Below are 26,177 nucleotides of genomic sequence, written 5' to 3'. Positions count from 1 at the left end.
AAGCCCCCAAGAACCCCCGCCCTCAAGCGGGGGTTTTCTTTGCCCATGGATAAACCACCGGGCAAAAAAACACCGGCGCGGGGCCGGTGTCCGGGAGTAAGGAGGCGTGTTACTGGCTAGTACCTGGCGCCTTTCAGAGCGCAAACGAATGAGGCGATGAATTCAGGGTTGTCGACGATTCGATCATGGGTCGTGTCGATGACCACCGATGCGTGCACCCCATGGCCAATCCCCTCTTCAAGCGCGGAGCAGATGACATGCCGATCATTGACAGACTTGCTTTGTGCCGCCCACCAGCAACTTACCGGTGCTGCGAGGGGAGAATAGTCGGCATCCTTCAAGCGCTCATCGAGCATGTGCTTCAATGCCCACGACACCTCCAGCTCGCCCCCCTGACGCAGTTCGTCGCGCAGGCTGACAAACACCTCGCCAAGGGCCAAATGTGCCCACTCACAAAACGCCTCCCATTGCTGATCAGCCGTGGTACCGGCGTGCTCGATATCTCGCCAGGCCTGGGCAATGGCCTGCGCCGACTCAGGCAACATGACCGTCAGCAATTCCACGCGTTTGTCCCCCGTCCCCAATGATTCAACGGCGGGTTTGAGGCACTTGTCCCTGTCCCAGAACGCCTTGACGCGCATCGGCGGAGGCGCATCGATGCACCCCAGAAAGGCCACATCCGCGCCCCGAGCCTCCAGATACGCGGCAACCTGCAACGCGAGATTGCCGCCCAGCGACCACCCTGCGAAGTAATACGGCCCGTCCGGCTGGGTCACCAGAATCTGCCGGGCATAGTCCTCGACCATGGCATCCCACGTCGGCACCGGGCTTTGCGGATCCATCAGTGCGCGGCAAATGATGCCCTGTACGGGCATCTCCAGGCGCAAGGCCATACCGATGGCCTTGTAGCAATGTACCGAACCGAAGCTTGGGTGAAACAGGAACAATGACGGGCCGCCCTTGCAGCCATTCAAGTCAACGATAAGCGAGGGCTCCCGCTCATCCAGCGTACCGCGTGCCAACGCTCTCACGGTTGAACGCGTCATCAGTTGGTTGACTGTGAACACCAGCCCACATTGAAGCGCCAGACGTTCTTTCACCACCAGTAGCAGCAACGAATGCCCGCCAAGCTCGAAAAAATTATCGTCCAGGCCGATCCGTTCGACCCCCAGCACCTGTTGCCATATCTGCGCAATCTGCTGTTCCAGCGCCGTGTGCGGCGCTGCATAGTTGCGTTGCTGGCTGCCGGCTTCAGGGCGCGGCAGCGCCTTGCGCTCCAGTTTGCCGTTGGGGCTCAGCGGCATCTTGTCCAGCAAGACCCACTGGGCCGGCACCATGAAGGCCGGCAGGTGGCTTGAAAGATGGGCGGCGAGGGTTTCACGCCAATGCGGCAATGGCTCAGCGAGCACCACGTAACCCACCAGTTGGGTACCGTCCAGCGCCAACACCGCCGCTTCGCGTACCCATTGATGTTCAAGCAGGCGTGCTTCGATCTCACCCAACTCGATACGCAGGCCGCGTAATTTGACTTGATGGTCGATGCGCCCGGCGTACTCGATGACCCCGTCAGGACGGTAACGCGCCAGGTCTCCGGTACGGTACATCCGCTCCCCGGCCCCGAACGGGCTGGCGACAAAACGCTCGGCGGTCAGTACCGGCTGGCGATGATACCCACGCGCCAGGCCCTTGCCCGTCAGGTACAACTCGCCCAGGACACCGATCGGCACCGGTTCCAAATGACCGTCCAGGATGTGGCAACCCAGATTGGCGATGGGTTTCCCAATGGGCACGGCATCCTTGCCTTCGTCGACACAGGTCCAACTGGTGACATCAATGGCCGCTTCCGTGGGGCCATAAAGGTTGTACAACCGAGCCTGTGGTAGCTTGGCGAACACCTGTTGCTGCGCATCGACCGGCAAGGCCTCACCACTGCAGATGATGCGCTTCACGCTGCTGCAACTGCCCACCGGACCATGCTGCAGGAAGGCTTGCAACATCGACGGTACAAAGTGCAGCGTGGTAACCCCCTCACGTTTGATCACCTCCACCAGCTTCGCCGGGTCACGGTGGTCCCCCGGCGCTGCCATCACCAAGCGGGCGCCGCTGAGCAAAGGCCAGAAAAACTCCCACACCGACACATCAAAACTGAACGGCGTCTTCTGCAATACCGTATCGCTGGCGCCCAAGGCATACGCCTGTTGCATCCAGCACAAACGGTTGGTGAGGGCCCTATGGCTGTTGCCCGCCCCCTTGGGTTTCCCGGTAGAACCAGAGGTGTAGATCACATACGCAAGGTGCTCGCCACTCACCGCCACGCCAGGGTTGGCCTCGTCGTAAGCGTCCAGCCATTGCCCGTCGCCGTCCAAATCAATGCGTTGTACGTTGTCGGTGACCGGCAGTGTCAAGTGAGACTGGCTGAGCACCAGGTTTACCGCACTGTCCTCCAGCATGTAGCACTGGCGTTCCTTGGGGTATTCCGGGTCCACGGGCACGTAGGCACCGCCGGCCTTGAGGACCGCCAACAGGCCAACGACCATCTCCACCGAGCGCTCCATTGCCACGCCCACCAGGCTGTCCGGGCCGACACCCCGCGCGATCAAGGCATGGGCCAAGCGGTTGGCGCGACGGTTCAGGGCGTCGTAGCTCAACTGCATCGCGCCAAACGCCAGGGCAGGTCGGTGCGGTGTGCATTCGGCATGCTCTTCAAACAGTTGATGCACAGTCTTTTCAAGGGGGTAAGCGGTAGTCGTCGCATTCCAGGTAGCGACGATCTGCCGACGCTCCTGCGCGTCCAGCATCGCCAACGTATCGACCAAGGCCTCGGGCGCGGCAACCATTGCACCGAGCAGGCGTCGCCAGTGTCGCGCCATACGTTCGACGGTCGCCGCATCGAACAGATCGGTCGCGTAACCAAATGAAGCGCCGATACCCGACGCTTCCTCCGAGACGTTCAAGATCAGGTCGAACTGGGCCGTTCGGCTATCCCAGTCCAGCCCCTCCAGCACCAGGCCGGAGGTTCCCGGCTCACTCGCGTGGGCTGTCCCTCGGTTCTGGTGGTTGAACATCACCTGGAACAAAGGGCTGTAACTCAAGCTGCGTTGCGGACGAAGCGCTTCCACCAGTTGCTCGAAAGGCAGATCCTGATGCGCCTGGGCTTCCAGCACCCGCTGACGGGTCTGGCGCAACAGCGCCAGCGCGCTGGTATGCTCGTCCACATCGGCTTTGAGTACCTGGGTGTTGACGAAAAACCCTACCAGCCGCTGCGTCTCCACGCGGTTACGGTTGGCGGTCGGCACACCGACACGGATGTCCCGTTGCCCGCTGTAGCGATGCAGCAGGGCCTGAAAGGACGCCAGCAGCACCATGAAACTGGTCGCCCCTTCACGCTGCGCCAGCGCCCGGATTCCCGCAGCCAACTGATCATCCAGCACCACGTCCAGGGACGCCCCCCGAAAGCTCTGCACGGCCGGGCGTGGCCGGTCCAGAGGCAGCTCCAACACCGGTTGATCACCGCCGAGCACGCCTTGCCAGTATTCCAATTGGCGTTGTTTTTCCCCCGCTTCCATCCAACTGCGCTGCCACAGGGCATAGTCCGCATACTGGATCGGCAGCGCAGGTAACTCAAACTCAAGACCCCGGCTATAGGCCGTGTAGGCCTGCACCACTTCCTCCACCATCACTTGCATCGAAGCACCGTCGGAGATGATGTGGTGCTGTACCAGAACCAGTACATGCTCCTGTTCTGAGAGGCGCAGCAGGGTCATGCGTAAAAGTGGGCCACGCGCCAAGTCGAAGGGGTGTGCAATGGCCTGCTCGACGCGTGCCTTCAATTGGCTTTCAGCAAGGGTTTCAGGTTCCAGCACCACAGCATAGGTGGGCTGGATCTCCTGGCGCATGCCTTCACCGACCTGCCTGAACTGTGTACGCAGGCTCTCATGCCGGGCGATCAGCGATTCAAAACTCTTCTGCAACGCGGCAATATCCAGGCGACCTTTGAGTCGCAAGGCACTGGGAATGTGATAAGCCGCGCTTTGTGGGTCCAATTGCCAGAGAAACCACTGACGCTCCTGAGCGTACGAAAGCGGCAAGGCAGTCGCTTCAAGCCGTACCTGCGGGATCGGCAGGTTGGCCGGTGAAACGCCTTCCTGCAGCATCTTCTGCAGGTAGATCTTGCGCTGCTCAAGCGGTAGCCCGATAAATCGCTGCATGATTCTGTACGCCATCTGGTCGTCCATTACCGCTGCTCCATTTCGTCAAGGAGTGAATCCAGGAACGCCAACTTCTCTGTGCTGACACCGCTGCCCAGCGCTTGCAGATGATCCGCCAGTTGCCCGAGCCGGGTATGCTGGAACAGCTCATGCACGCTGATCTTCACGCCCAACTCCAACTGAATGCGCGACATCACATTGATCACCAGCAGCGAATGCCCACCCAGCTCGAAAAAGTTGTCATTCAAGCCCACTTGCTTAACGTCCAACACCTCCTGCCAGATCGCCGCCAGTTGCTTTTCAAGGTCGCTGTGAGGCGCCGCATACTGGCCCTGCACAACTTGGCTGTCGGGTTCAGGCAGGGCCTTGAAATCCAGCTTGCCACTGGGGCTTAACGGCATGTGCGGCAGACGCACGAACTGCTTGGGCACCATGTAGTCCGGCAACTGCGCCTGCAATGCGCTGCGCAAAGCCTGGCCGTGCTCGGCGTCATCCGGGGCTGAAGGGCGAGCCACGTAGTAGCCGATCAATTGGGCGCCGCCGCTGCCCTGACGCAGAATCACCTCAGCCTGGGCGACATCGGCCTGCAGCATTACCCGCGCACGGATTTCCTCCAATTCAACCCGGAAGCCGCGAATCTTGATCTGATGATCCAGGCGTCCCAGGTATTCCAACGCGCCATCGTCGGCCCACCGCACGCGGTCGCCGGTGCGGTACAGACGCGCACCGGAACTGTCGAACGGGTCGGCGACAAAGCGCTCAGCCGACAACCCCGGTCGCCCTAGATAGCCGCGCGCCAAGCCGGAACCACCGACGCACAACTCGCCGGCAACACCGACCGGGACCGGGTTCAGATCCCCATCCAATACGCGGCAAATCACATTGCCCAACGGCCGGCCAATCGGCGAACGCACACCCTCCTCCAGGGAACAGGCCCACCATGTCGCGTTGATGGTCGTTTCAGTCGGACCATAGCGGTTGTGCAGTACCACAGCGGGAAGGGTCCGCAGGATCTGATCACGCAGGTCGGCCGTCAGCGCCTCGCCGCCAGAGAACACTCGGCGCACGCTGGAACATTGGGCGACACCCGGCGTATCAATGAACAATTGCAAGAGTGATGGCACAAAGTGCAGCGTGGTCACGCCGAATGCCTGGATCAGCTCCATCAGGCGCACCGGGTCGCGGTGTTCGCCCGGTGCCGCGATTACCACGCGGCTGCCGCTGATCAGCGGCCAGAAGCACTCCCACACTGACACGTCAAAACTCATCGGTGCCTTTTGCAACAGCACATCGTCAGCCTGTAACGCGTAAGTGTTCTGCATCCATTGCAGGCGCTGCGCCAAGGCTTCGTGGGTTACGCCCACGCCTTTCGGGTTGCCCGTGGTGCCTGAGGTGTAGATCACATACATCAGGTTCTGGCCACTGACGGCCACCTGCGGGTCGGTCTCGGCGCACCCCTGCAACCACGCTTGATCGCCTTCCAGGCTCAGGCATTGCACGCCGTTGGCCGCCGGCAGGTTCAGGTGCGACTGTGTCAGCAGCCACTTCACACCACTGTCCTTGAGCATGTAGGCAAGGCGCGCTTCGGGATAGTCTGCGTCAAGCGGTACATACGCACCGCCAGCCTTGAGAATGGCCAGCAGCCCCGCCAGCATGTCGAAGGAGCGCTCCAACGCAATGCCCACCAGCGAATCCGGTCCAACACCCTGCTTGATCAGTCCGTTCGCCAGACGGTTGGCACGCCGGTTCAATGCATCGTAGGTCAACTGTTGCTCGCCAAAGATCGCAGCCGTTGCCTGCGGCGTACGGCGTACCTGCTGTTCAAATTGGTGCTGGACGAGAGGGCAAAGGGTGTCGTCAAACGGCCCTTTGCCTTGCTCCATCAGTGCCTTGTGTTCAGGCTCCGTCAACAGCGTCAACTGCGCCAGGGGTGCCTGGGGCTTGGCGACCAGTTCTGCCAGCAAGTGCAGCAGGTGCTGATTGATACGCTCGACCGTCGGGGCCTCCACCTCTGCCAGGTCATAGCTGTAGTGCAGCGTGAGCGTTTCACCGACGCCGACGGCAATCGACAAGGGATAGTGCGTCTGTTCCCGGCTGCTCACATGGCCGAAGCGAACACCCTGCGGTGCCCCCTGCTCCAACACCGCTGATACGGGGTAGTTTTCAAACACCAGAATGGTGTCGAACAACGCCTCGCCACCCAGCCCCGCCCAGCGTTGCAGCTCGAACAAGGGCGTGTGCTCTTGCTCGCGCAACGCAAGGTTCTGTTGCTGGATCTGTTGCATCCATTGTGACGCTGGCATGTCCGGCCGAGGTGTTGCCACCACCGGCAAGGTATTGATGAACAATCCGACTTGCTGCTCCACCCCACGCAGCTCTGCGGGGCGCCCCGATACCGTGGCGCCGAAAGCAACGGTGTCCTGGCCGGTATAGCGTTGCAGCAGCAACAACCAGGCCGATTGCACCAGGGTGTTGAGCGTTATCTTCTGCCCCTGGGCAAAGGCCTTGAGCCGGGCCATCTGCGTGACATCCAGTTCATGGGCGTGCTCACCCAGGCCGGACGCGTTACGCTCCTTGTTGCGCGGCAGCGCCTGGAACAGCCGCGTGGGCTCATCCAGCTCAGCCAACTGGTTTTTCCAGAAAGCTTCCCGCCGCGTTTTATCCTGGGCTTGCAGCCAGGCGATGAAATCCCGGTAACGCGCGACTTGGGCTGGCGGCACGTGCCCGGCATAACGCTCCAGCACTTCGCCGAGCAATTGGGAGCTGCTCCAACCATCCATCAAAATGTGGTGGCTGGTGTAGATCAGGTGGCAACGCTGCGGCCCGGTATGCGCCAGCGCAATTCGCACCAGCGGCGGGCTCTCCAGGCTGAAGCCTTGCAGGCGTTGCGAGTCAGCCAACAGGTCCAGCTGCTTGTGTTGATCGGCGCCCTCAGGGCACTCGGTTTCGATAAAGGGCAACCGGGCCTGACGATGCACTACCTGCAAGGGTTGCTCAAGATCCCCGTGCCAGATAAAACCGGTACGCAGGATATCGTGATTATCCAGCGCAGCCTGCCAGGCCGCGCGGAAACGCGGGATATCCAGACCGTCCACATCCACGCGCATCTGGTTGACATAGTCACCCGCCTGCGGCTCGTACAGGGCGTGGAACAACATGCCCTGCTGCATCGGCGACAAGGGGTACACATCATCGGCGGCGGCCAACGCAAACTCGTCCAACTGTACCTGGCTGAGCCGGGCCAGCGGGAAGTCCGACGGCGTCACGCCCTGATGCGCGGCCAGGCAGCAATGCTCGATCAGCGCCTTGAGTTCCTGCTCATACGCATCGGCCAGGCGTTGTACTGTGGCCTCGCTGAACATCGCGCGGCTGAAACTCCAGCTCAGGTTCAGCTCACCGCCATACACCTGTCCGTTGATGTCCAGCCAGTTGCCCAGAGAGGCATGCTCGCTCTGGTCGGCGCCGGCACCTTCGCCCGTAGGGGTAAAGAAAGCGTGCGCGATATCGCCCTCGAAGCTGCCATCGAACTGGCCTAAGTAGTTGAAGGTGATCCTGGGTTGCGCCAACCCGTCCAGTGTCCGCCGGGCCTCATCGTCTCCCAGATAGCGCAGCGCGCCGAAGCCGATGCCTTTGTCCGGAACGGCGCGTAACTGCTCCTTGATACGCTTGATCGAATCGGCCAGAGACGCAGCCGGGGTCAACGCCAGCGGGTACATGCTGGTGAACCACCCGACCGTGCGAGTCAGGTCGATATCATCGAACAGGTCTTCCCGACCGTGCCCTTCCAGCTTGACCGCCAGGGAGTCACCGCCCGTCCAGCGCGTGATGACCCGGGCCAGGGCGGTCAGCAGCAGGTCGTTGATCTGCGTACGGTAAGCCGCCGGGGCCTCTTGCAACAGGCGACGGGTCCAGGATTGGTCCAGATGCGTGCCCACGGTGATAGCCAGGGAATTCTGCCGGCCACCTTGCGGGTTATCACAAGGTAGATCGGCATCGACCCCTTGCAACTGCGCCTGCCAGAACCGCAGTTCCGCTTGCAATGCCGGGCTCTGCGCGTGGGCCTGCAACCGTTTGGCCCACGCCTGGGTCGAGCTGGTCTTGGCCGGCAGCGCAACGACCTGCCCGGCCTGAAGTTGGGTGTAGGCCGTCTGCAGGTCTTCGAGCAGAATTCGCCACGACACACCATCCACCACCAGGTGATGGATCACGAGCAATAGCCGTTGCGATTGGTCCGGCAACTCGACCAGCACAGCGCGCATCAACGGCCCCCCTGCCAGATCCAGGCTGCACTGGGCTTGCAGACCCAGGGCCTCAAGCGCATCAAGATCAGCGAGGGTGGTTTGCCAAAGCAGGCTGTCGCCCGATTCAACCTCTCGATAATGGGCCTGCCAGCCAGCCGATGGCCGGGTGAAACTCAAGCGCAGTGCGTCGTGGTGCGAGAGCAATGCCGCGAGGGCGGTGCTCAGGATCGCAGCATCCAGTCGCGCACCAGGGCGCAATACCACGGATTGGTTCCAGTGATGACGCTCGGCAATGTCTTCCTGGAAAAAATACTGGTGAATCGGCAAGAGCAACGTCTCGCCAGTGGCCGGCCCCTGATCGATGACAAGGCCCTGCCCGCCGGTCTGCGCAACGGCGGCCAGGCTCTGCACCGTCTGGTGCTGGAACAGGTCCTTGGGCGTAAAGAGAATACCGGCCTGGCGTGCGCGGCTGACCACCTGGATCGAGATGATCGAATCGCCGCCCAGCTCGAAGAAGTTGTCGTTCAAACCCACGCGTGGCAAGCGCAAGACGTCGGCCCAGAGACCGGCGATCTTCTGCTCCAGCTCACTGCGCGGTGCAACATAGGTTTGCTGCATCAGGCTGATATCGGGTTGCGGCAGGCCCTTGCGGTCGAGTTTGCCGTTGGGGGTCAGCGGCATTTGCGCCAGGAACATGAAGTGCGCGGGCACCATGTAGTCCGGCAAACGGGTTTTGAGCGCTCGGCGCAGGGTGTCGCGCCACTCGGTTTCGTTGATCGCAGAGGACGCCGGCACCACATAAGCCACCAGTTGCTTGCCCGTCGGGCCTTCCTGGGCCACCACCACGCTTTCGCCGACATTGTCCTGCTCGCGCAACCGCGCTTCGATCTCGCCCAGTTCGATACGGAAACCGCGGATTTTCACCTGATGGTCGACACGGCCGAGGTAATCCACCACGCCATCCGGGCGGCCACGGGTCAGATCACCGCTGCGATACACGCGGCTGCCGGGTTTACCGAACGGGTCCGGCACGAAGCGTTCGGCGGTGAGTGCCGGACGTTCCAGATAACCGCGCGCCACACCCTCGCCGCCCAGGTACAGCTCGCCGGCGACGCCGATGGGTTGCAGGTTGAGGTGGGCGTCGAGGATGTAGCCGCTGCGGTTGCCCAGCAGCGTGCCGATGGGTGCATACACGGCGCCGCAAGGGTCGCCCTTGCGCGCCTTCCACAGCAGCGGCGTGACCACCGTTTCGGTCGGGCCGTAGCCGTTGAACAGATAAGTGGGTTTCAGCGCACGCCAGGCCAGGTCGTAGCTCGCTTGCGCCACCGCGTCACCGCCAAAGCAATACACGCGCACCTTCGGCGGATTGCCGTCGCGCTCGGCATGCTCGGCCAGTTGTTGCAGGTACACCGGCGGGAACACCGCCATGGTCACGTTGTGGCGGTGCATTTGCGCGTAGGTGTATTCCGGCAGCCACAGGCTGTCATCGCGGATCAGCACGCTGGCGCCGTTGATCAGCGGGTGCATCCAACCTTCGTGGGAGCCGTCGAAAGCGAACGACATAAAGTGCAATTCGCAATCGGCCGGGCCGGTTTCGTAGCGCTCGCCGGTGGCGATGATGTGCGCCACCAGCGGACCGTGGGCCACTGCCACGCCTTTGGGCATGCCGGTGGAGCCGGAGGTGTAGATCACGTAGGCGAGGTTGTCGCCGTCGAGGTCAACCGATGGCGCGGTATCGCTGAAGCCGCTCCAGGCTTCGGTGCGGTCGATGGCCAGCGTATCCAGGCCTTCGGCAATCGGCAGTTGCTGCTGGACTGCGCTGTGGGTCAACAGCAGCCTGGCGCGGCTGTCCTGCATCATGTACAGCAGGCGATCACGCGGGTACTCGATATCCAGCGGCACATACACGCCGCCGGCTTTCATCACCGCGAGGAACGCCACCATGATCTCCGCACTGCGCGGCATGGCAATCGCCACGCGCACTTCCGGTCCGACGCCACGGGCGATCAACGCGTGGGCCAATTGGTTGGCCTGGCGGTCCAGTTCGCCGTAGGTCGGGGTTTGTGTGTCGAACTTGATCGCGATTGCCTGCGGGTTTTCCCGCGCGCGGTCGGCGACCAACTCGTGCACCAGGCGTTGGGCCGGGAAGCCGGCGTTGGATTGATTCCACACCTGCAGGATGTGCTGCTGCTCATCCTCGTCCAGCAGGTTCAACTGGCCGATGGTTTGTTGCTGATCAGCGACCATCGCCTGCAACAGGTTCTGCCAGTGGCCGGCCATGCGCGCGATGGTCGCCGGGGCGAACAAATCGGTGGCATAACCCAGGGAGGCACTGACCCCCTCGCCCCACTCATACACGTCCAGGTCCAGGTCGAAATGCGCGGTGTGGCTGTTCCAGGCCAGTTCCTCGACGCGCAATTCACTCGACGCTTGCTCCATGAAGGCCGCACGACTGGCCACCTGATGGTTGAACATCACTTGGAACAACGGGTTCAGGCTCAGGCTGCGCTCCGGTTGCAGCGCTTCCACGAGTTGCTCGAACGGCAGGTCCTGATGGGCCTGGGCGTCCAGCGCGCGCTGTCTGACCTGCTGCAACAACTGGGCAACGGTGATCCGCCCATCGATATCGGCCTTGAGTACCTGGGTGTTGACGAAGAAGCCAATGAGTCGTTCGGTTTCAGCGCGGTTGCGGTTGGCAATCGGCACGCCAACGCGGATATCTTCCTGGCCGCTGTAGCGGTGCAACAACGTCTGGAACGACGCCAGCAGCAGCATGAACATCGTCACGCCTTCTTGCCGGGCCAGGGCATTGAGGCCGGACACCAGCGGTGCCGGCAACTCCACGCGCAGACGCGCGCCGCGATGGCTCTGTTGCGCTGGACGCTGGAAGTCGAATGGCAACTCAAGAACCGGCTGCTCACCAGCCAGCAGACCATGCCAGTAGTCGAGTTGACGCGCCTTTTCACCCGCAGCCATCCAGTCGCGTTGCCACACGGCGTAATCGGCGTATTGGATCGGCAGCGTCGGCAATTGCAGGTCCTGCCCCTGGCTGAACGCGCCATACAATTGCACCAGCTCATCGACCATCACTTGCATCGACCAGCCATCGGAGACGATGTGGTGCTGCACCAGCACCAGCACATGATCATCCTCGGCTATACGCAGCAGATCGACGCGCAGCAGTGGGCCCTGCTCCAAGTCGAATGTGCGCGCGATACTCGCTTCCACCCGCGCCTGGAGGTCAGTCGCCAATACGGCGCCATGGGTGATCGCGACAGGCGCAGGCTCACCCACGACTTGCACGGCACCGGCACTGTCCTGGCGCAGCACGGTGCGCAGGCTCTCATGACGCGCTACCAGGCGATCAAAACTGCGTTGCAGCGCGGTCAGATCCAGGGGCCCCTTCAGGCGCAGCACGCTGGGTACGTGGTAGGCGGCGCTTTCGGGATCCAATTGCCAGAGGAACCACTGGCGTTCCTGGGCATACGACAGCGGCAACCGGCGATCTCGCGCCACGCGGACCAGCGCTGGCGCGCTGACGCCACCGGCCCCTTGGAGGGCCAGCAACGCCGCCACAAACCCTTGCAGGCGGGGCTGCTCGAACAGCATTTTGAGCGGGACTTCCAGCGCCAACACCTGACGCAGCCGCGAGGCTACTTGCATCGCCAGCAGCGAATGCCCACCCAACTCGAAGAAGTGATCCGTGCGGCCAACCTGCACCACACCGAGGATATCCGCCCAAATTGCTGCCACTTGCTGCTCGATGGCGCCGACGGGCGCCACCCAATTGCGCAGCGAATGGCGGGCATCCGGCTTTGGCAATGCCTGGCGATCCAGCTTGCCGTTGGGGTTCAGCGGCAGACGCTCAAGGAATATCAGGTGAGCGGGCACCATGTAGTCGGGCAGCTGTTCACGCAGCGTGGTGTTGAGCACTTCACCCAGGGCGTCGGTGTCGTGCTGCTCTGCAACCAGATAGGCCAGCAACTGGTTATCCGACGCCAAGACCACGGCTTCGCGGATGCCGGCTTGGGCCAGCAACAGCGCTTGGATTTCACCCAATTCGATACGGAAACCGCGAACTTTCACTTGGTGATCGACACGACCGACGTATTCGATGATGCCGTCGGCTCGGTAGCGTGCCAGGTCGCCGGTGCGATACAGGCGCCCGCCACTGCCGGTGAAGGGATCGGCGACAAACCGTTCGGCGGTCAACAACGGACGGTTCAGGTAGGCCCGCGCCAGGCCACAGGCGCTGCCGATATACAGTTCGCCAACCGTGCCCAGTGGCGCGAGGTTGAGATCGCGGTCCAGCACGTACAAACCACGCCCAGGCAACGAGCGGCCAATCGGACTGGCAGTGGTGCCGATGACCTCCTGGCCCGCCGTGCAATCCAGCGTACTGGAAACCACCGTAGCCTCGGTCGGTCCGTAGGTATTGAGCAGGCGCACATGCCCCAGGCCCGCCCGCAACCATTGGGCCGGACCGTCCAAGGGCATGGCTTCGCCGCCGATATGCACTTGTCGCAGGGCCCCATAACTACGCGGCCCGGCCGCCAGGCAGTCGAGCAGGAACAGGTTCCAATAGGCCGTCGGCAGGTCGGCCACGGTAATGCCCTGGCCCAGAATCTCGATGTATAAGCGCCCACTGTCCCACAGCTCCGGACCGCGCAATACCACAGCGGCGCCATGGATCAAGGCCGGGTACAACTGCTCGACGAAGCCATCGAAGTTCAGCGTGGCGAACTGCAATACGCGGTCATTCGGGGTCAGCCGCGAGTAGTCGGCGGCAATTTGCGCGAATTCATTCAACGCACCATGGTCGATAGCCACGCCCTTGGGTTTACCGGTGGAGCCAGAGGTGTAAATCACATAGGCCAGGTTGTGCGGACCGATCATTACCGCCAGGTTGTCCTCGGCATAGTGGGCCATCGGCACCCAGTCGATCGCCAACGCGGCAACGCCTTCGGGTAGCGCTATCGGCACATGCGACTGCGTCAGCACCAGGCCTACGCCACTGTCCTCAAGCATGTGGGCCAAGCGTTCACGCGGGTATTGCGGGTCGAGGGGTACATAGGCGCCACCGGCCTTGAGGACCGCCAACAGGCTGACCACCATGGCGAAGGAGCGCTCCACCGCGACCCCAACCAGCACTTCGGGGCCCACGCCCTGCTCCACCAGACAATGGGCCAGGCGGTTGGCCTGGCGGTTTAGCTCGGCGTAGCTCAGCGATTCGCCATCGAGCACCAGCGCCACGGCCTGCGGACGTTGCAGCACCTGCGCCTCGAACAGACGATGAACACCGGCCTGCCACAATGCCGCCGGGCTACTGCTGTTCCAGGCCTGTTGCAAGCGGTGCTGCTCTTCAGTCGCCAGCAGAGGCAAGCGCCCAACAGGTTGAGTGGGTGTCTTCACCACACTGCGCAGCAGGCCCAGCCAGTGGCCAGCCATGCGCTCAATGGTCCGCGCGTCAAACAGGTCCGTGGCATAGGTCAGCGATGCCCAAAGCCCGTCGGCGGATACCTGGGTGTCCAGGCTCAAGTCAAAGTGTGCGGTGTGGCTGTCCCAGGCCAGGCCTTCGACACACAGTCCCGCAATCGACTGCGCGCTCGCCTCACTGCGAGCGTCGGTCTGGTGGTTGAACATCACTTGGAACAAGGGGCTGTGGCTCAGGCTGCGCTCAGGTTGCAGCGCCTCGACCAATTGCTCGAACGGCAGGTCCTGATGAGCCTGCGCCTCCAGGGCCGCGCGCTTGACCTGTTGCAGCAGCTCGGCAAACGCCAGTTCACCGGTGATATCGGCCTTGAGCACCTGGGTGTTGACGAAAAAGCCAATCAGCCGCTCCGTCTCAACCCGGTTGCGGTTGGCAATCGGCACGCCGACGCGAACATCCGATTGGCCACTGTAGCGATACAACAACGTCTGGAACGATGCGAGCAACAGCACGAACAGGGTCACACCCTGGCTGCGGGCCAGGGTGTGCAGCGCATCGACCAGCGCCGCCTCCAGCGTCAGGTCCAGGCGCGCGCCACGATGGCTTTGCACCGCCGGGCGTGGATAGTCCAGCGGCAGCTCCAACACCCGCTGCTCACCGGCCAGACGTTCACGCCAATAGGTCAACTGGCGTGCCTGTTCGCCCGCCGCCATCCAGTCGCGCTGCCACACCGCGTAGTCGGCATATTGAATCGGCAACGTCGGTAGATCGGGCTCCAGGCCCTGGCTGAACGCGGCATAGCCTTGCACCCATTCTTCGACCATCACCTCCATCGACCAGGCGTCGGAGATGATGTGATGCAGCACCAGCACCAGCACGTGATCGTCCGCCGCCAGGCGCAGCAGCTTGACCCGTAGCAGTGGTCCTTTGCACAAGTCGAATGGCCGGGCGATTTCCTCTTCGATCCTGGCCTTCAACGCGTCGGGGTCATCGCTGTACAGCACCTCTTCGTCGATCAGCAACCTTGCCGACGCGACGAGATGCTGCACAGCGCGCTCGCCCTCGACGGCAAACACGGTGCGCAGGGTTTCATGGCGCTCGATCAAACAGTCGAAGCTGCGTTGCAGGGCCTGGCGATCCAGTGCACCGCGCAGGCGCAGGGCGACCGGGATGTGATACGCGGCGCTCTGCGGCTCCAGTTGCCAGAGGAACCACTGACGCTCCTGGGCAAAGGACAGGGCCGATGAGCGATCGGGCGCCGAACGGGTAATCGGCAACATGTCATGGGCAGTGCCCGACAACGACTGCACAAAACGGCCAAGCACCGGCTGTTCGAACAGGTTTTTCAACGGTACATCGATACCGAGCGCCTGGCGTACGCGAGACACCACGCGTGTGGCCAACAGGGAATGCCCGCCGATTTCAAAGAAGTGATCGTCCAGGCCAACCTGCGGCATACCCAATACTTGCGCCCAAATGGCCGCGACCTGGCACTCACGCTCAGTGACGGGCGCAACATAACGCTTTTGCAGCACACCGGCATCGGGCTTAGGCAGCGCCTTGCGATCCAACTTGCCATTGGGGGTCAAGGGCATCCGCGGCAGAAACACCAGATAAGCCGGCACCATGTACTCCGGCAACTGCTCACGAAGGGCGGCCTTGAACTGCTCACGCAATCGGGCCTGTTCGTCCTCGGGTATCGGCTGCCCGGTAACCAGATAGGCGAGCAGTTGATCGTGATCCGCCACCACGGCGGCCTCGCGCACGGCAGGCTGCTCGCGCAAACACGCCTCGATCTCTCCCAACTCAATCCGGAACCCCCGCACCTTGACCTGATGATCAACACGGCCGATGTACTCGACCACGCCGTCCACGCGATACCGCGCCAGGTCGCCGGTGCGATACAGCCGCTCGCCGTGACGGGCAAACGGATTGGGCACAAAGCGCTCGGCGGTCATCGCCGCACGGCCGTGATAACCCCGGGCCAGGCCGACGCCGCCGATCAACAACTCGCCTGAAGCCCCGACCGGGCACGGGGTGAAGTCGGCATTGAGAATGAACAGGGAGGTATTGGCGATCGGGCGACCGACAAAAGGCAGCGGCTCGAGCAATTCGTGGGCGGCCGACCAAATGGTGGTTTCGGTCGGGCCATACAGGTTCCACACCGAGCCCTGCTGGGCCAACATGCGTTGGGCCAGATCGGCCGGCAGCGCTTCGCCACCGCACAAGCACTTGACCCCCCGCAGCAAGGCACGGCGCTCGCTGTCCAGGAGCATGCGCCAGGTCGACGGCGTGGCTTGCACCACACTGATCGCTTCGCGCTGCACCAGGCTCAGGATCGCTTCAGGGTCCAGGGACACGTCCTTGTCGGCCAGCACCACGGTCGCGCCTGCGGCCAGGGGTACGTAGAGCTCCAGGGCGAAGATATCGAACGAGAACGTGGTCAACGACAACAGGCGCGCGTCAGCGCCGATGACCAGGGTGTCGGCCATGCCATGGGTGAAGCTGCTCAGGGCAGCATGACGCACCATCACCCCTTTGGGTTTGCCGGTGGAACCGGAGGTGTAGATCACATAGGCCAGATGCTCACCCGTCAACTCGATGTCGGGATTGGCGTGGCTGTAGCGCCCATCTTCCTGCGCGTCCATGAACAGCACGTGCTGCTCGGCGGCCAGAGGCAACCGTTGGTGCAGGTCGCCGGCGGTCAGCAACACGTGGGCCCGACTGTCTTCGAGCATGAAGGCCAACCGATCCGCCGGGAACTGCGGATCAAGCGGCACATAGGCACCGCCCGCCTTGAGGGTTGCCAGCAAGGCCACCACCATGTCTACCGAACGGTCCAGCGCCACGGCCACCAACACATCGGGACCGACTCCGGCGGCGCGCAGACGGTGGGCCAGGCCATTGGCGCGGCGGTTCAGCTCACCGTAACTGAGCGCCTGGCCGTTGCAGACCAATGCCGTCGCGTCCGGCCGCACGTGGGCCCGGGCTTCCAGCAGGCGATGCACACCCACGTCCTGCGCGAAGGCTTTGTGCGTGTCGTTCCAGCCGTGCACCTGCTGCTGCCACTGGGCATCGTCCAGCAGCGGCAGCTCGCCGATGCGACCACTGCAATCCTTGGCCACCCGCTGTAGCAAGCGGTGCCAATGCGCAAGGAAACGTTCAAGGCTCGGGGCGTCGAACAGGTCGGTGGCGTAAGTCAGGGAGGCCTGGATACCGTCGGCCGACTCCTGAGTGTCGAGGCTGAGGTCGAACTGCGAGGTCTTGCTGTCCCACTCCAGCCCCTGCACATGCAGGCCGGTCACGCTAGCGCCGGTAAGCCGGGTGTCGGTCTGGTGATTGAACATCACCTGGAACAACGGGTTGTAGCTCAGGCTGCGCTCCGGCTGCAGCGCTTCCACCAACTGCTCGAATGGCAAGTCCTGATGAGCCTGGGCTTGCACCGCGCGCAGACGGGTTTGCTGCAGCAGTTCGCGGAAGGTCATCTGGCCGTCGAGATCGGCCTTGAGGATCTGCGTGTTGACAAAAAAACCGATCAGGCGCTCGGTTTCCACGCGGTTGCGGTTGGCCACCGGCACGCCGATGCGAATGTCGTTCTGGCCGGTGTAGCAATGCAGGACCGCCTGGAACGACGCCAGCAACAACATGAAAACCGTCACGCCTTCGCGCTGCGCCAGCGTCTTCAGGCCCTCAACCAGAGAGGCTTCCAGGCTCAGGTCCAGACGCGCACCACGGTAGCTCTGCACCGCAGGCCGTGGGCGATCCATGGGCATTTCCAATACCGGCTGCACACCGCCGAGCATGCCTTGCCAGTAATCCAGTTGACGCTCACGCTCGCCGGCTTCCATCCAACTGCGCTGCCACAGCGCATAGTCGGCGTACTGGATCGGCAAAGCCGGCAATTGCAGGTCGCGCCCCTGAACATTGGCGGCATACAGCTGCACCAGCTCGTCGACCATCACCTGCATCGACCAGCCATCGGACAGGATGTGATGCTGCACCAGCACCAGCACATGCTCCTGCGGGGCCAGGCGCAGCAGCTTGACCCGCAACAGCGGGCCTTGCTGCAAATCGAACGGCTGGGCGATTTGCGCCTCGACCAGCGCCTTGAGTTCCGACTCCTCGGCCTCGACCAGCGCGATATCCACCTGCGCCCTATCGGCGATGACCTGCAAAGCACCGTCGCCGTCCTGCTGCACATGCGTGCGCAGGCTTTCATGGCGCATCACCAATGTGTCAAAGCTGCGCTGCAACGCGGCCACGTCCAAGTGACCGCTCAGGCGCAAAGCCCGGGGCACGTGATAGGCCGTGCTCTGCGGCTCCAACTGCCACAGAAACCACTGCCGCTCCTGGGCATAAGAGAGTCGAAGCGGCTCGCCTTCCTGGCGCTTGAAAACCGGGGCAATCTCAAACAGGTTGATGCCTTGCTGCTTGAGCATTACCGCCAACGCTTTCTTCTGTTGCGCAGAAAGTGAACCTACCGACTCGATTAATGCTTGCACGCCACGCCCCTCAGGAAATCAATTTATCCAAATCTTCTGCTGATAGACGTTTGAGGGCCTCCAAGGATTTAGCCAATGCGTCCTGCACCGGCGAATTATTTGTCTGCCGGGCCGCCACATAGGCGCTGAAATCAGCCAGGGTCGGGGTGCTGAACATCGACTTCACATCGAACTCGGCATGCAACTGCTCACGCAGGCGCACCACCACCTGGGTGGCCAGCAGGGAATGCCCGCCCAGTTCGAAGAAATTGTCGTCAAGCCCGACCCGCGCGACGCCCAGCACCTCGGCCCAGATCGCGGCGATCTGCTGTTCCAGCGCACTCTGCGGCGCCACGTACGCCCGCGCCTGCAAGCTGGCATCGGGCTTGGGCAGGGCCTTGCGGTCCAGCTTGCCGTTGGGGCTCAGAGGCATCTGTTCCAGCCGCACCCATAGCGCCGGCACCATGTAGTCCGGCAGGTATTCGGTCAGATGGGCACTCAGCACATCGCGCCAATCGTCACCGGCGTTGTGCAGCACCGCGTAGCCCACCAGGTATTGGCCATCGACCGCCAGCACGGCGGCTTCACGAACCAGAGCGTGCTCCAGCAGGCGCGCTTCGATTTCGCCCAGTTCGATCCGCAGGCCACGCAGTTTGACTTGATGGTCGATACGCCCGGCGTATTCGATCACGCCGTCTTCGCGATAGCGCGCCAGGTCGCCGGTGCGATACAGCCGCTCGCCGTTGACGAACGGATGGGCGATAAAACGTTCGGCAGTCAGCGATGGACGGCGATGGTAACCACGCGCCAGGCCGACGCCGCCCAGGTACAGCTCGCCGAGCACGCCGAGCGGCACCGGCTCGAAGTTGCTGTCGAGGATGTAGCAACCGAGATTGGCGATTGGACGGCCAATCGGCACCGCATCGCGGCCTTCGTCGATGCAGGTCCAATGCGTCACATCAATGGCCGCCTCGGTCGGGCCATACAGGTTGTAGAGCCCGGCTTGCGGCAGGTGGGCGAAGACTTGTTGCTGCGCGTCCACCGGTAAGGCTTCGCCGCTGCACACGATGCGTTGCAGGCTCTGACAACTGCCGACTTCCCGGTCTTGAAGGAACGCCTGCAGCATCGAGGGCACGAAATGCAGCGTGGTGATCCGTTCGGCCTTGATCAGCGCGATCAACTTCGCCGGATCGCGGTGATCACCCGGCGCGGCAACCACCAGGCGCGCGCCGGTCAGCAGCGGCCAGAAGAACTCCCACACCGACACGTCGAAGCTGAACGGGGTCTTTTGCAGCACGCTATCGCCGGGATTCAGGCCGTAGGCGTCCTGCATCCATTGCAGGCGGTTGAGCAACGCCGCATGACGGTTGCCCGCGCCCTTCGGCTGGCCGGTGGAGCCCGAGGTGTAGATCACGTAGGCAAGGTTTTCGCCGTCCACTGCGACATCCGGGTTTTGCTCGCTGTAGCCGGCAAACGTCGATTCGCCCAGCACCAGGGTTTCCACGCCGGGTGGAATCGGCAGTTGCGCCAGCAGAGGCGCCTGGGTCAGCAGCAGTGTCACGCCGCTGTCGTCGAGCATGTAGGCCAGGCGCTCGCGCGGGTATTCCGGGTCCAGCGGCACGTAGGCGCCGCCGGCCTTGAGCACCGCCAACAACCCCACAACCATGTCGACCGAGCGCTCCACGGCCAGGCCGACCAGCACGTCCGGGCCGACACCGGCTTCGATCAAACGATGGGCCAGGCGGTTGGCGCGGCGGTTCAGCTCGGCGTAGCTCAAGCGCTGATCGGCGAACACCAGCGCCGGCGCCTGCGGGGTGCGCGCCACCTGCGCCTCGATCCATTGATGCACCGGTTGCTGCGACGGGTAATCCCGCGCCGTGGCGTTCCAGTCCTGCAGCACTTGCTGGCGTTCGGTCACGTCCAGCATTGCCAATTCGCCCAGGCGTTGTTGTCCGTCGTGGAGCATGGCCTGCAGCAGGTTGGCCAGGTGGCGGGCGTACCCGGCCACCGCAGACTCGCTGAAATGCGCACGGGCAAAGCTGAACTGCACCGACAGCGTATCGCCCACGTCCACCAAGACCGTCAACGGGAAGCTGGTCTGCTCATGGGCATGCGGCGTACCAAACCGAATCCCGCTGCCTGCGCTCTGTTCCAGGGCCTTGGAGACCGGGTAGTTTTCAAATACCAGAATGTTGTCGAACAACGCCTCGCCGCCGTGCCCGGCCCAGCGCTGGATATCGTACAGGCCGGTGTGCTCATGCTCGCGCAAGGCCAGGTTCTGCGCCTGCACCGCTTGCAACCAGTGCGCCACCGACCCTTGGGCATCCACCGCGCAGATCACCGGCAAGGTGTTGATGAACAGGCCGATCTGTTGTTCCACGCCCGCCAGGTCCGCCGGGCGCCCGGCCACGGTGGCGCCGAACGACACCACCGACTGGCCAGTGTGACGATGCAGCAGAATCAGCCAGGCGGCCTGGATCAAGGTGTTGAGGGTGACCTTTTGACCGCGCGCGAAAGCTTCAAGGCGCCCGGTCAATGGGCGGTCCAGAGCCAGCCGGTGCTCGCCATGGCCCGGCACGGCCATCGGCTGGCTGCTGCCCAGGCGCGTCGGGGTTTGCAACGCACCCAATTGCTCACGCCAGAAGGTTTCGGTGGCCTGGGCGTCACGCTGTTGCAGCCAGCCGATGTAATCGCGATAGCGCCCGCTCGCCTGCGGCAATGCCACGCCGGCGTAGCGTTGCAGCACTTCGCCGAACAACCGCGAATTGCTCCAGCCGTCCATCAGGATGTGGTGGTGGGTGTAGATCAGTTCATGGCGTTGGTCGTCGGTGCGCACCAGCACCAGGCGCACCAGCGGCGCCGTGGCCAGGTCGAACCCCTGGCGACGCTGGGCCTGCTGCAGATTGCGCAGCGCCAACTCATGCTCGGGCATGGCCCGCCAGTCGAGCACTTCGATGGGCAAGCGCGCCTGGCGGTACACCACCTGGCACGGCCCTTCCAGTTGCCCTTGCCAGAAAAACCCGCTGCGCAGCACGTCATGGGCCTGCACCGTGGCGTCCCAGGCCTGCTGGAAGCACACCACATCCAGGCCGTCGACCGTGACGCGGATCTGGTTGATGTAGTCACCCGCCGCCTGTTCATACAGGGTGTGGAACAGCATGCCCTGCTGCATCGGCGACAAGGTGTAGATGTCTTCGATGGCCTCGGCAGCCAGCCGCAAGGATTCCAGCTGCGGCTGGCTCAAGCGCGACAACGGAAAGTCGGAGGCGGTCACGCCGCTGTTGCCGGGGGTGCAGCAATGCTCCACCAGCGCGTTGAGTTCCTCGGTGTAGGCCACGCTCAGGGCTTCGATCACCGCCGGGTCGAACATCAGCGGGCTGAAGGTCCAGGCCAATTGCAGTTCACCGCCATACACCTGGCCGTTGACGGTCAGCCAGTTGGCCAAGGGCGCATCCGGGCTCTGTTCAGCGCCGGTGCTCTCCTTGGCCGGTGCGAACAACGCGTCCGGCTGGTCGAAACTGCCATCGATCTGGCCCAGGTAGTTGAAGGTGATGCGCGGCACCGGCAAGGCACCGAACGCCTGGCGTGTGGCGTCGTCGCCCAGGTAGCGCAGCGCGCCGAAGCTCAAGCCCTTGTCGGGCACGGCGCGCAGTTGTTCCTTGATCTGCTTGATCGAGTCGGCCAGGGACGCGGCCGGGGTCAGGCGCACCGGGAACAGACTGGTGAACCAGCCCAGGGTGCGGGTCAGGTCGATGTCGTCGAACAGGTCTTCACGGCCGTGGCCTTCAAGTTGGATCAGGCTGGAGGCGTGCCCGGTCCAGCCGCAAATCACGCGTGCCAGGGCGGTGAGCAGCAGGTCATTGATCTGCGTACGGTAGGCGGTGGGTGCCTGTTGCAGAAGCTGGCGCGTGCGCTCTGCATCCAGTTGGCTGACCACGGTCCGGGCCACGCGGCCCGGACGCGCACCCTGAGGATCACGGCACGGCAACTCGGAGGGCACGCCTTGCAGTTGTTGCAGCCAGAAGGTTTTCGCCGATGCGGTCGACTCGCTACGGACATGGGCTTGCAGGCGTTCGGCCCAAGCCTTGAACGACGAGGTCTTGGCCGGCAATGGACGCTGGCGATACAGGCTTTGCAGGTCTTCGAGGAACACCCGCCAGGACACGCCGTCCACCACCAGGTGATGCATTACCAGCAGCAGGCGTTGGGAGCCGTCGGCCAACTCGGCGAGCACGGCGCGCAGCAGCGGGCCTTGTTGCAGATCGAGGCTGCGCTGCGCACGTTCACACAGGGCAAGCCATTCGGCGTCATCCTGCACGCGCGCCTGCCACAGCCATGTCGCGGGCGGCGCGTCATGGCGAGCGGTCCAGCAGTGTGACTGTCGGCTGAAGGTCAGGCGCAGTGCATCGTGATGCTGGACAAGCGCGGACAGCGCCGATTCCAACCGGTCAGCACGAATCGGTTGGCGTGGCGTCAGCAGCAACGACTGATTCCAGTGATGCGGGTCCGGCAGTTCCATCTCGAAAAACAGCTGCTGGAACGGCAGCAACGGCGTCTCGCCCTGCACCGGCCCCTGATCGATCACCTGCACGGTCTGCAATTGCGCAACGCGGGCCAGGCTGCGCACCGTCTGGTGCTGGAACAGCGCCTTGGCCGTGAAGTGAATGCCGGCGGCACGCGCGCGGCTGACCACCTGGATCGAGATGATCGAGTCGCCGCCGCGCTCGAAGAAGTTGTCGTTCACGCCCACTTGCTCGATACCCAGCACATCGGCCCAGATCGCGGCAATGCGTTGCTCAAGCGCACTGCGCGGAGCTTCGTAGGGCTGCGCGGCCTCAGGTTTGGGCAGGGCCTTGCGGTCCAGCTTGCCGTTGGGGCTCAGGGGCATCTGTTCCAGCCGCACCCATAGCGCCGGCACCATGTAGTCCGGCAGGTATTCGGCCAGATGGGCACTCAGCACATCGCGCCAATCGTCACCGGCGTTGTGCAGCACCGCGTAGCCCACCAGGTATTGGCCATCGACCGCCAGCACGGCGGCTTCACGAACCAGAGCGTGCTCCAGCAGGCGCGCTTCGATTTCGCCCAGCTCGATCCGCAGGCCACGCAGTTTGACTTGATGGTCGATACGCCCCGCGTATTCGATCACGCCGTCTTCGCGATAGCGCGCCAGGTCGCCGGTGCGATACAGCCGCTCGCCGTTGACGAACGGATGGGCGATAAAACGCTCGGCAGTCAACGATGGACGGCGATGGTAACCACGCGCCAGGCCGACGCCGCCCAGGTACAGCTCGCCGAGCACGCCGAGCGGCACCGGCTCGAAGTTGTCGTCGAGGATGTAGCAACCGAGATTGGCGATCGGACGGCCAATCGGCACCGCATCGCGGCCTTCGTCGATGCAGGTCCAATGGGTCACATCAATGGCCGCCTCGGTCGGGCCATACAGGTTGTAGAGCCCGGCTTGCGGCAGGTGGGCGAAGACTTGTTGCTGCGCGTCCACCGGTAAGGCTTCGCCGCTGCACACGATGCGTTGCAGGCTCTGACAACTGCCGACTTCCCGGTCTTGAAGGAACGCCTGCAGCATCGAGGGCACGAAATGCAGCGTGGTGATCCGTTCGGCCTTGATCAGCGCGATCAACTTCGCCGGATCGCGGTGATCACCCGGCGCGGCAACCACCAGGCGCGCGCCGCTCAGCAGCGGCCAGAAGAACTCCCACACCGACACGTCGAAGCTGAACGGGGTCTTTTGCAGCACGCTATCGCCGGCATTCAGGCCGTAGGCGTCCTGCATCCATTGCAGGCGGTTGAGCAACGCCGCATGACGGTTGCCCGCGCCCTTCGGCTGGCCGGTGGAGCCCGAGGTGTAGATCACGTAGGCAAGGTTTTCGCCGTCCACTGCGACATCCGGGTTTTGCTCGCTGTAGCCGGCAAACGTCGATTCGCCCAGCACCAGGGTTTCCACGCCGGGTGGAATCGGCAGTTGCGCCAGCAAAGGCGCCTGGGTCAGCAGCAGTTTCACGCCGCTGTCGTCGAGCATGTAGGCCAGGCGCTCGCGCGGGTATTCCGGGTCCAGCGGCACGTAGGCGCCGCCGGCCTTGAGCACCGCCAACAACCCCACAACCATGTCGACCGAGCGCTCCACGGCCAGGCCGACCAGCACGTCCGGACCGACACCGGCTTCGATCAAACGATGGGCCAGGCGGTTGGCGCGGCGGTTCAGCTCGGCGTAGTCCAGGCGTTGATTGCCAAATGCCAATGCGGGGGCATGCGGCTGTGCTTGCACCTGGGCTTCGATCAACTGATGCACGCACCGCCCTTGCGGGTAGTCGCGCGTGGTGGCATTCCATTGCTCGAGCATCTGCCGGCGTTCATCGGCGGCCAATACGGGCAGGTCCTGCAGCGGCCGCGCCGTGTCGGCGACGGCCGCACGCAGCAGGCCCAACCAATGCCGGGTCATGCGCGCGGCCGTCGCGGCGTCGAACAGGTCAGTGGCATAGGTCAGGGAAGCCCACACACCGTCCAAGGTTTCCTGGGTATCCAGGCTCAAGTCGAACTGAGCGGTGCGGGTCTCCCACTCCAGGTGGGCCACACGCAGCTCCGGCAATTGCTGCACGGCCGCCTGGGCCTTCGCCTGGTGGTTGAACATCACCTGGAACAGCGGGTTATGGCTGAGGCTGCGCTCGGGCTGCAGCGCTTCCACCAGGTGTTCGAAGGGCAAATCCTGATGGGCCTGGGCTTGCAGCGCCCGCTGCTTGGTGTGCTGCAGCAACTCGGCAAAGGACATTTGCCCGTCGATATCGGCCTTGAGGACCTGGGTGTTGACGAAGAAGCCGATCAGCGACTCGGTCTCGACGCGATTGCGATTGGCAATCGGCACCCCGACACGGATGTCTTGCTGGCCGCTGTAGCGATACAGAAACAGCTGGAACGATGCCAGCAACAGCATGAACAGGGTGACGCCTTCGCGTTGCGCCAAGGCTTTGAGTTGCGCGACCAGCGCCGGCTCCAGGGCGATGTCCTGGCGTGCGCCGAGGAAACGCTGCTGCGCCGGGCGCGGATGATCGAGCGGCAACGCCAATACCGGTTGCGTGCCACCGAGCAACGCTTGCCAGTACGCCAGTTGACGCGTCTTCTCCCCCGCTTCCATCCAGCGGCGCTGCCACAGTGCGTAGTCGGCGTACTGGATCGGCAGTGGTGCCAAGGTGCATGCCTGGTCCTGGCTATAGGCGCTGTACAGTTGCATCAGCTCTTGCACCATGACGCCCATGGACCAACCGTCGGAAACGATATGGTGCTGCACCAACACCAACACATGCTCTTCTTCGCTGAGGGCCATGAGGCTGACCCGCCATAACGGACCGTGCTGCAAATCGAACGGCCGGGCGATTTCAGCCTCGACCCGCGCCTTGAGCCGGGCTTCGTCAACCGTGCTTTCGGCGATCTCGATCACACCGTGGGCGAGCACGTGCTGGGAGCGCTGCTCTTCCTGCAGGTCTAAGCGCGTGCGCAGGCTTTCGTGGCGCGCCACCAGTGTGTCGAAGCTGCGTTGCAGGGCAGCCTTGTTCAGCCGCCCGCTCAGGCGCAGGGCGCCGGGCACGTGATAGGCCGCACTGTCCGGGTCCAACTGCCACAGAAACCACTGGCGCTCCTGGGCGTAGGACAGCGGCAGCGCTTGGCCGTCCTCGCGGATCGAGGCGATCGGCAGTTGGGCGAAGCTCATGCCGCGGCTTTGCAGGCGCTGGTAAAACTGCTGGCGTTGTTCCAGGGGCAGGCGAAGGAAGCGCGAAACCAGGTCGATATTAGGGTTGGAAAGCATGGG

Annotated in this window: 3 protein-coding genes; all 3 read right to left on the bottom strand. The window is 63.3% G+C overall.

What is annotated here, in order from left to right; genetic code table 11:
- Positions 1-116: 116 nt before the first annotated feature.
- The 3 genes from ACLH0J_RS16250 to ACLH0J_RS16240 are packed head-to-tail and all read right to left on the bottom strand — an operon-like array spanning position 117 to position 26,174.
- Positions 117-4,235: an amino acid adenylation domain-containing protein gene (locus ACLH0J_RS16250; RefSeq protein WP_411388094.1), complete on the bottom strand. Its 4,119-nt coding sequence runs from the start codon at positions 4,233-4,235 to the stop codon at positions 117-119.
- Positions 4,235-18,382 (bottom strand): non-ribosomal peptide synthase/polyketide synthase, encoded by a 14,148-nt coding sequence (locus ACLH0J_RS16245; protein WP_411388093.1) that lies wholly within the window; start codon positions 18,380-18,382, stop codon positions 4,235-4,237. The genes ACLH0J_RS16250 and ACLH0J_RS16245 overlap by 1 nt, the downstream gene beginning before the upstream one ends.
- A gap of 10 nt (positions 18,383-18,392) precedes the next feature.
- Complete coding sequence (locus ACLH0J_RS16240; RefSeq protein ID WP_411388092.1) at positions 18,393-26,174, bottom strand: amino acid adenylation domain-containing protein; 7,782 nt, start codon at positions 26,172-26,174, stop codon at positions 18,393-18,395.
- Between the last annotated feature and the right edge of the window lie 3 nt (positions 26,175-26,177).

The organism is Pseudomonas sp. MPB23 (assembly GCF_046605395.1).
Lineage (GTDB): Bacteria > Pseudomonadota > Gammaproteobacteria > Pseudomonadales > Pseudomonadaceae > Aquipseudomonas.
Note: the sequence above shows the minus strand (reverse complement) of the source record. Positions and strands in the feature narration are given on the sequence as shown.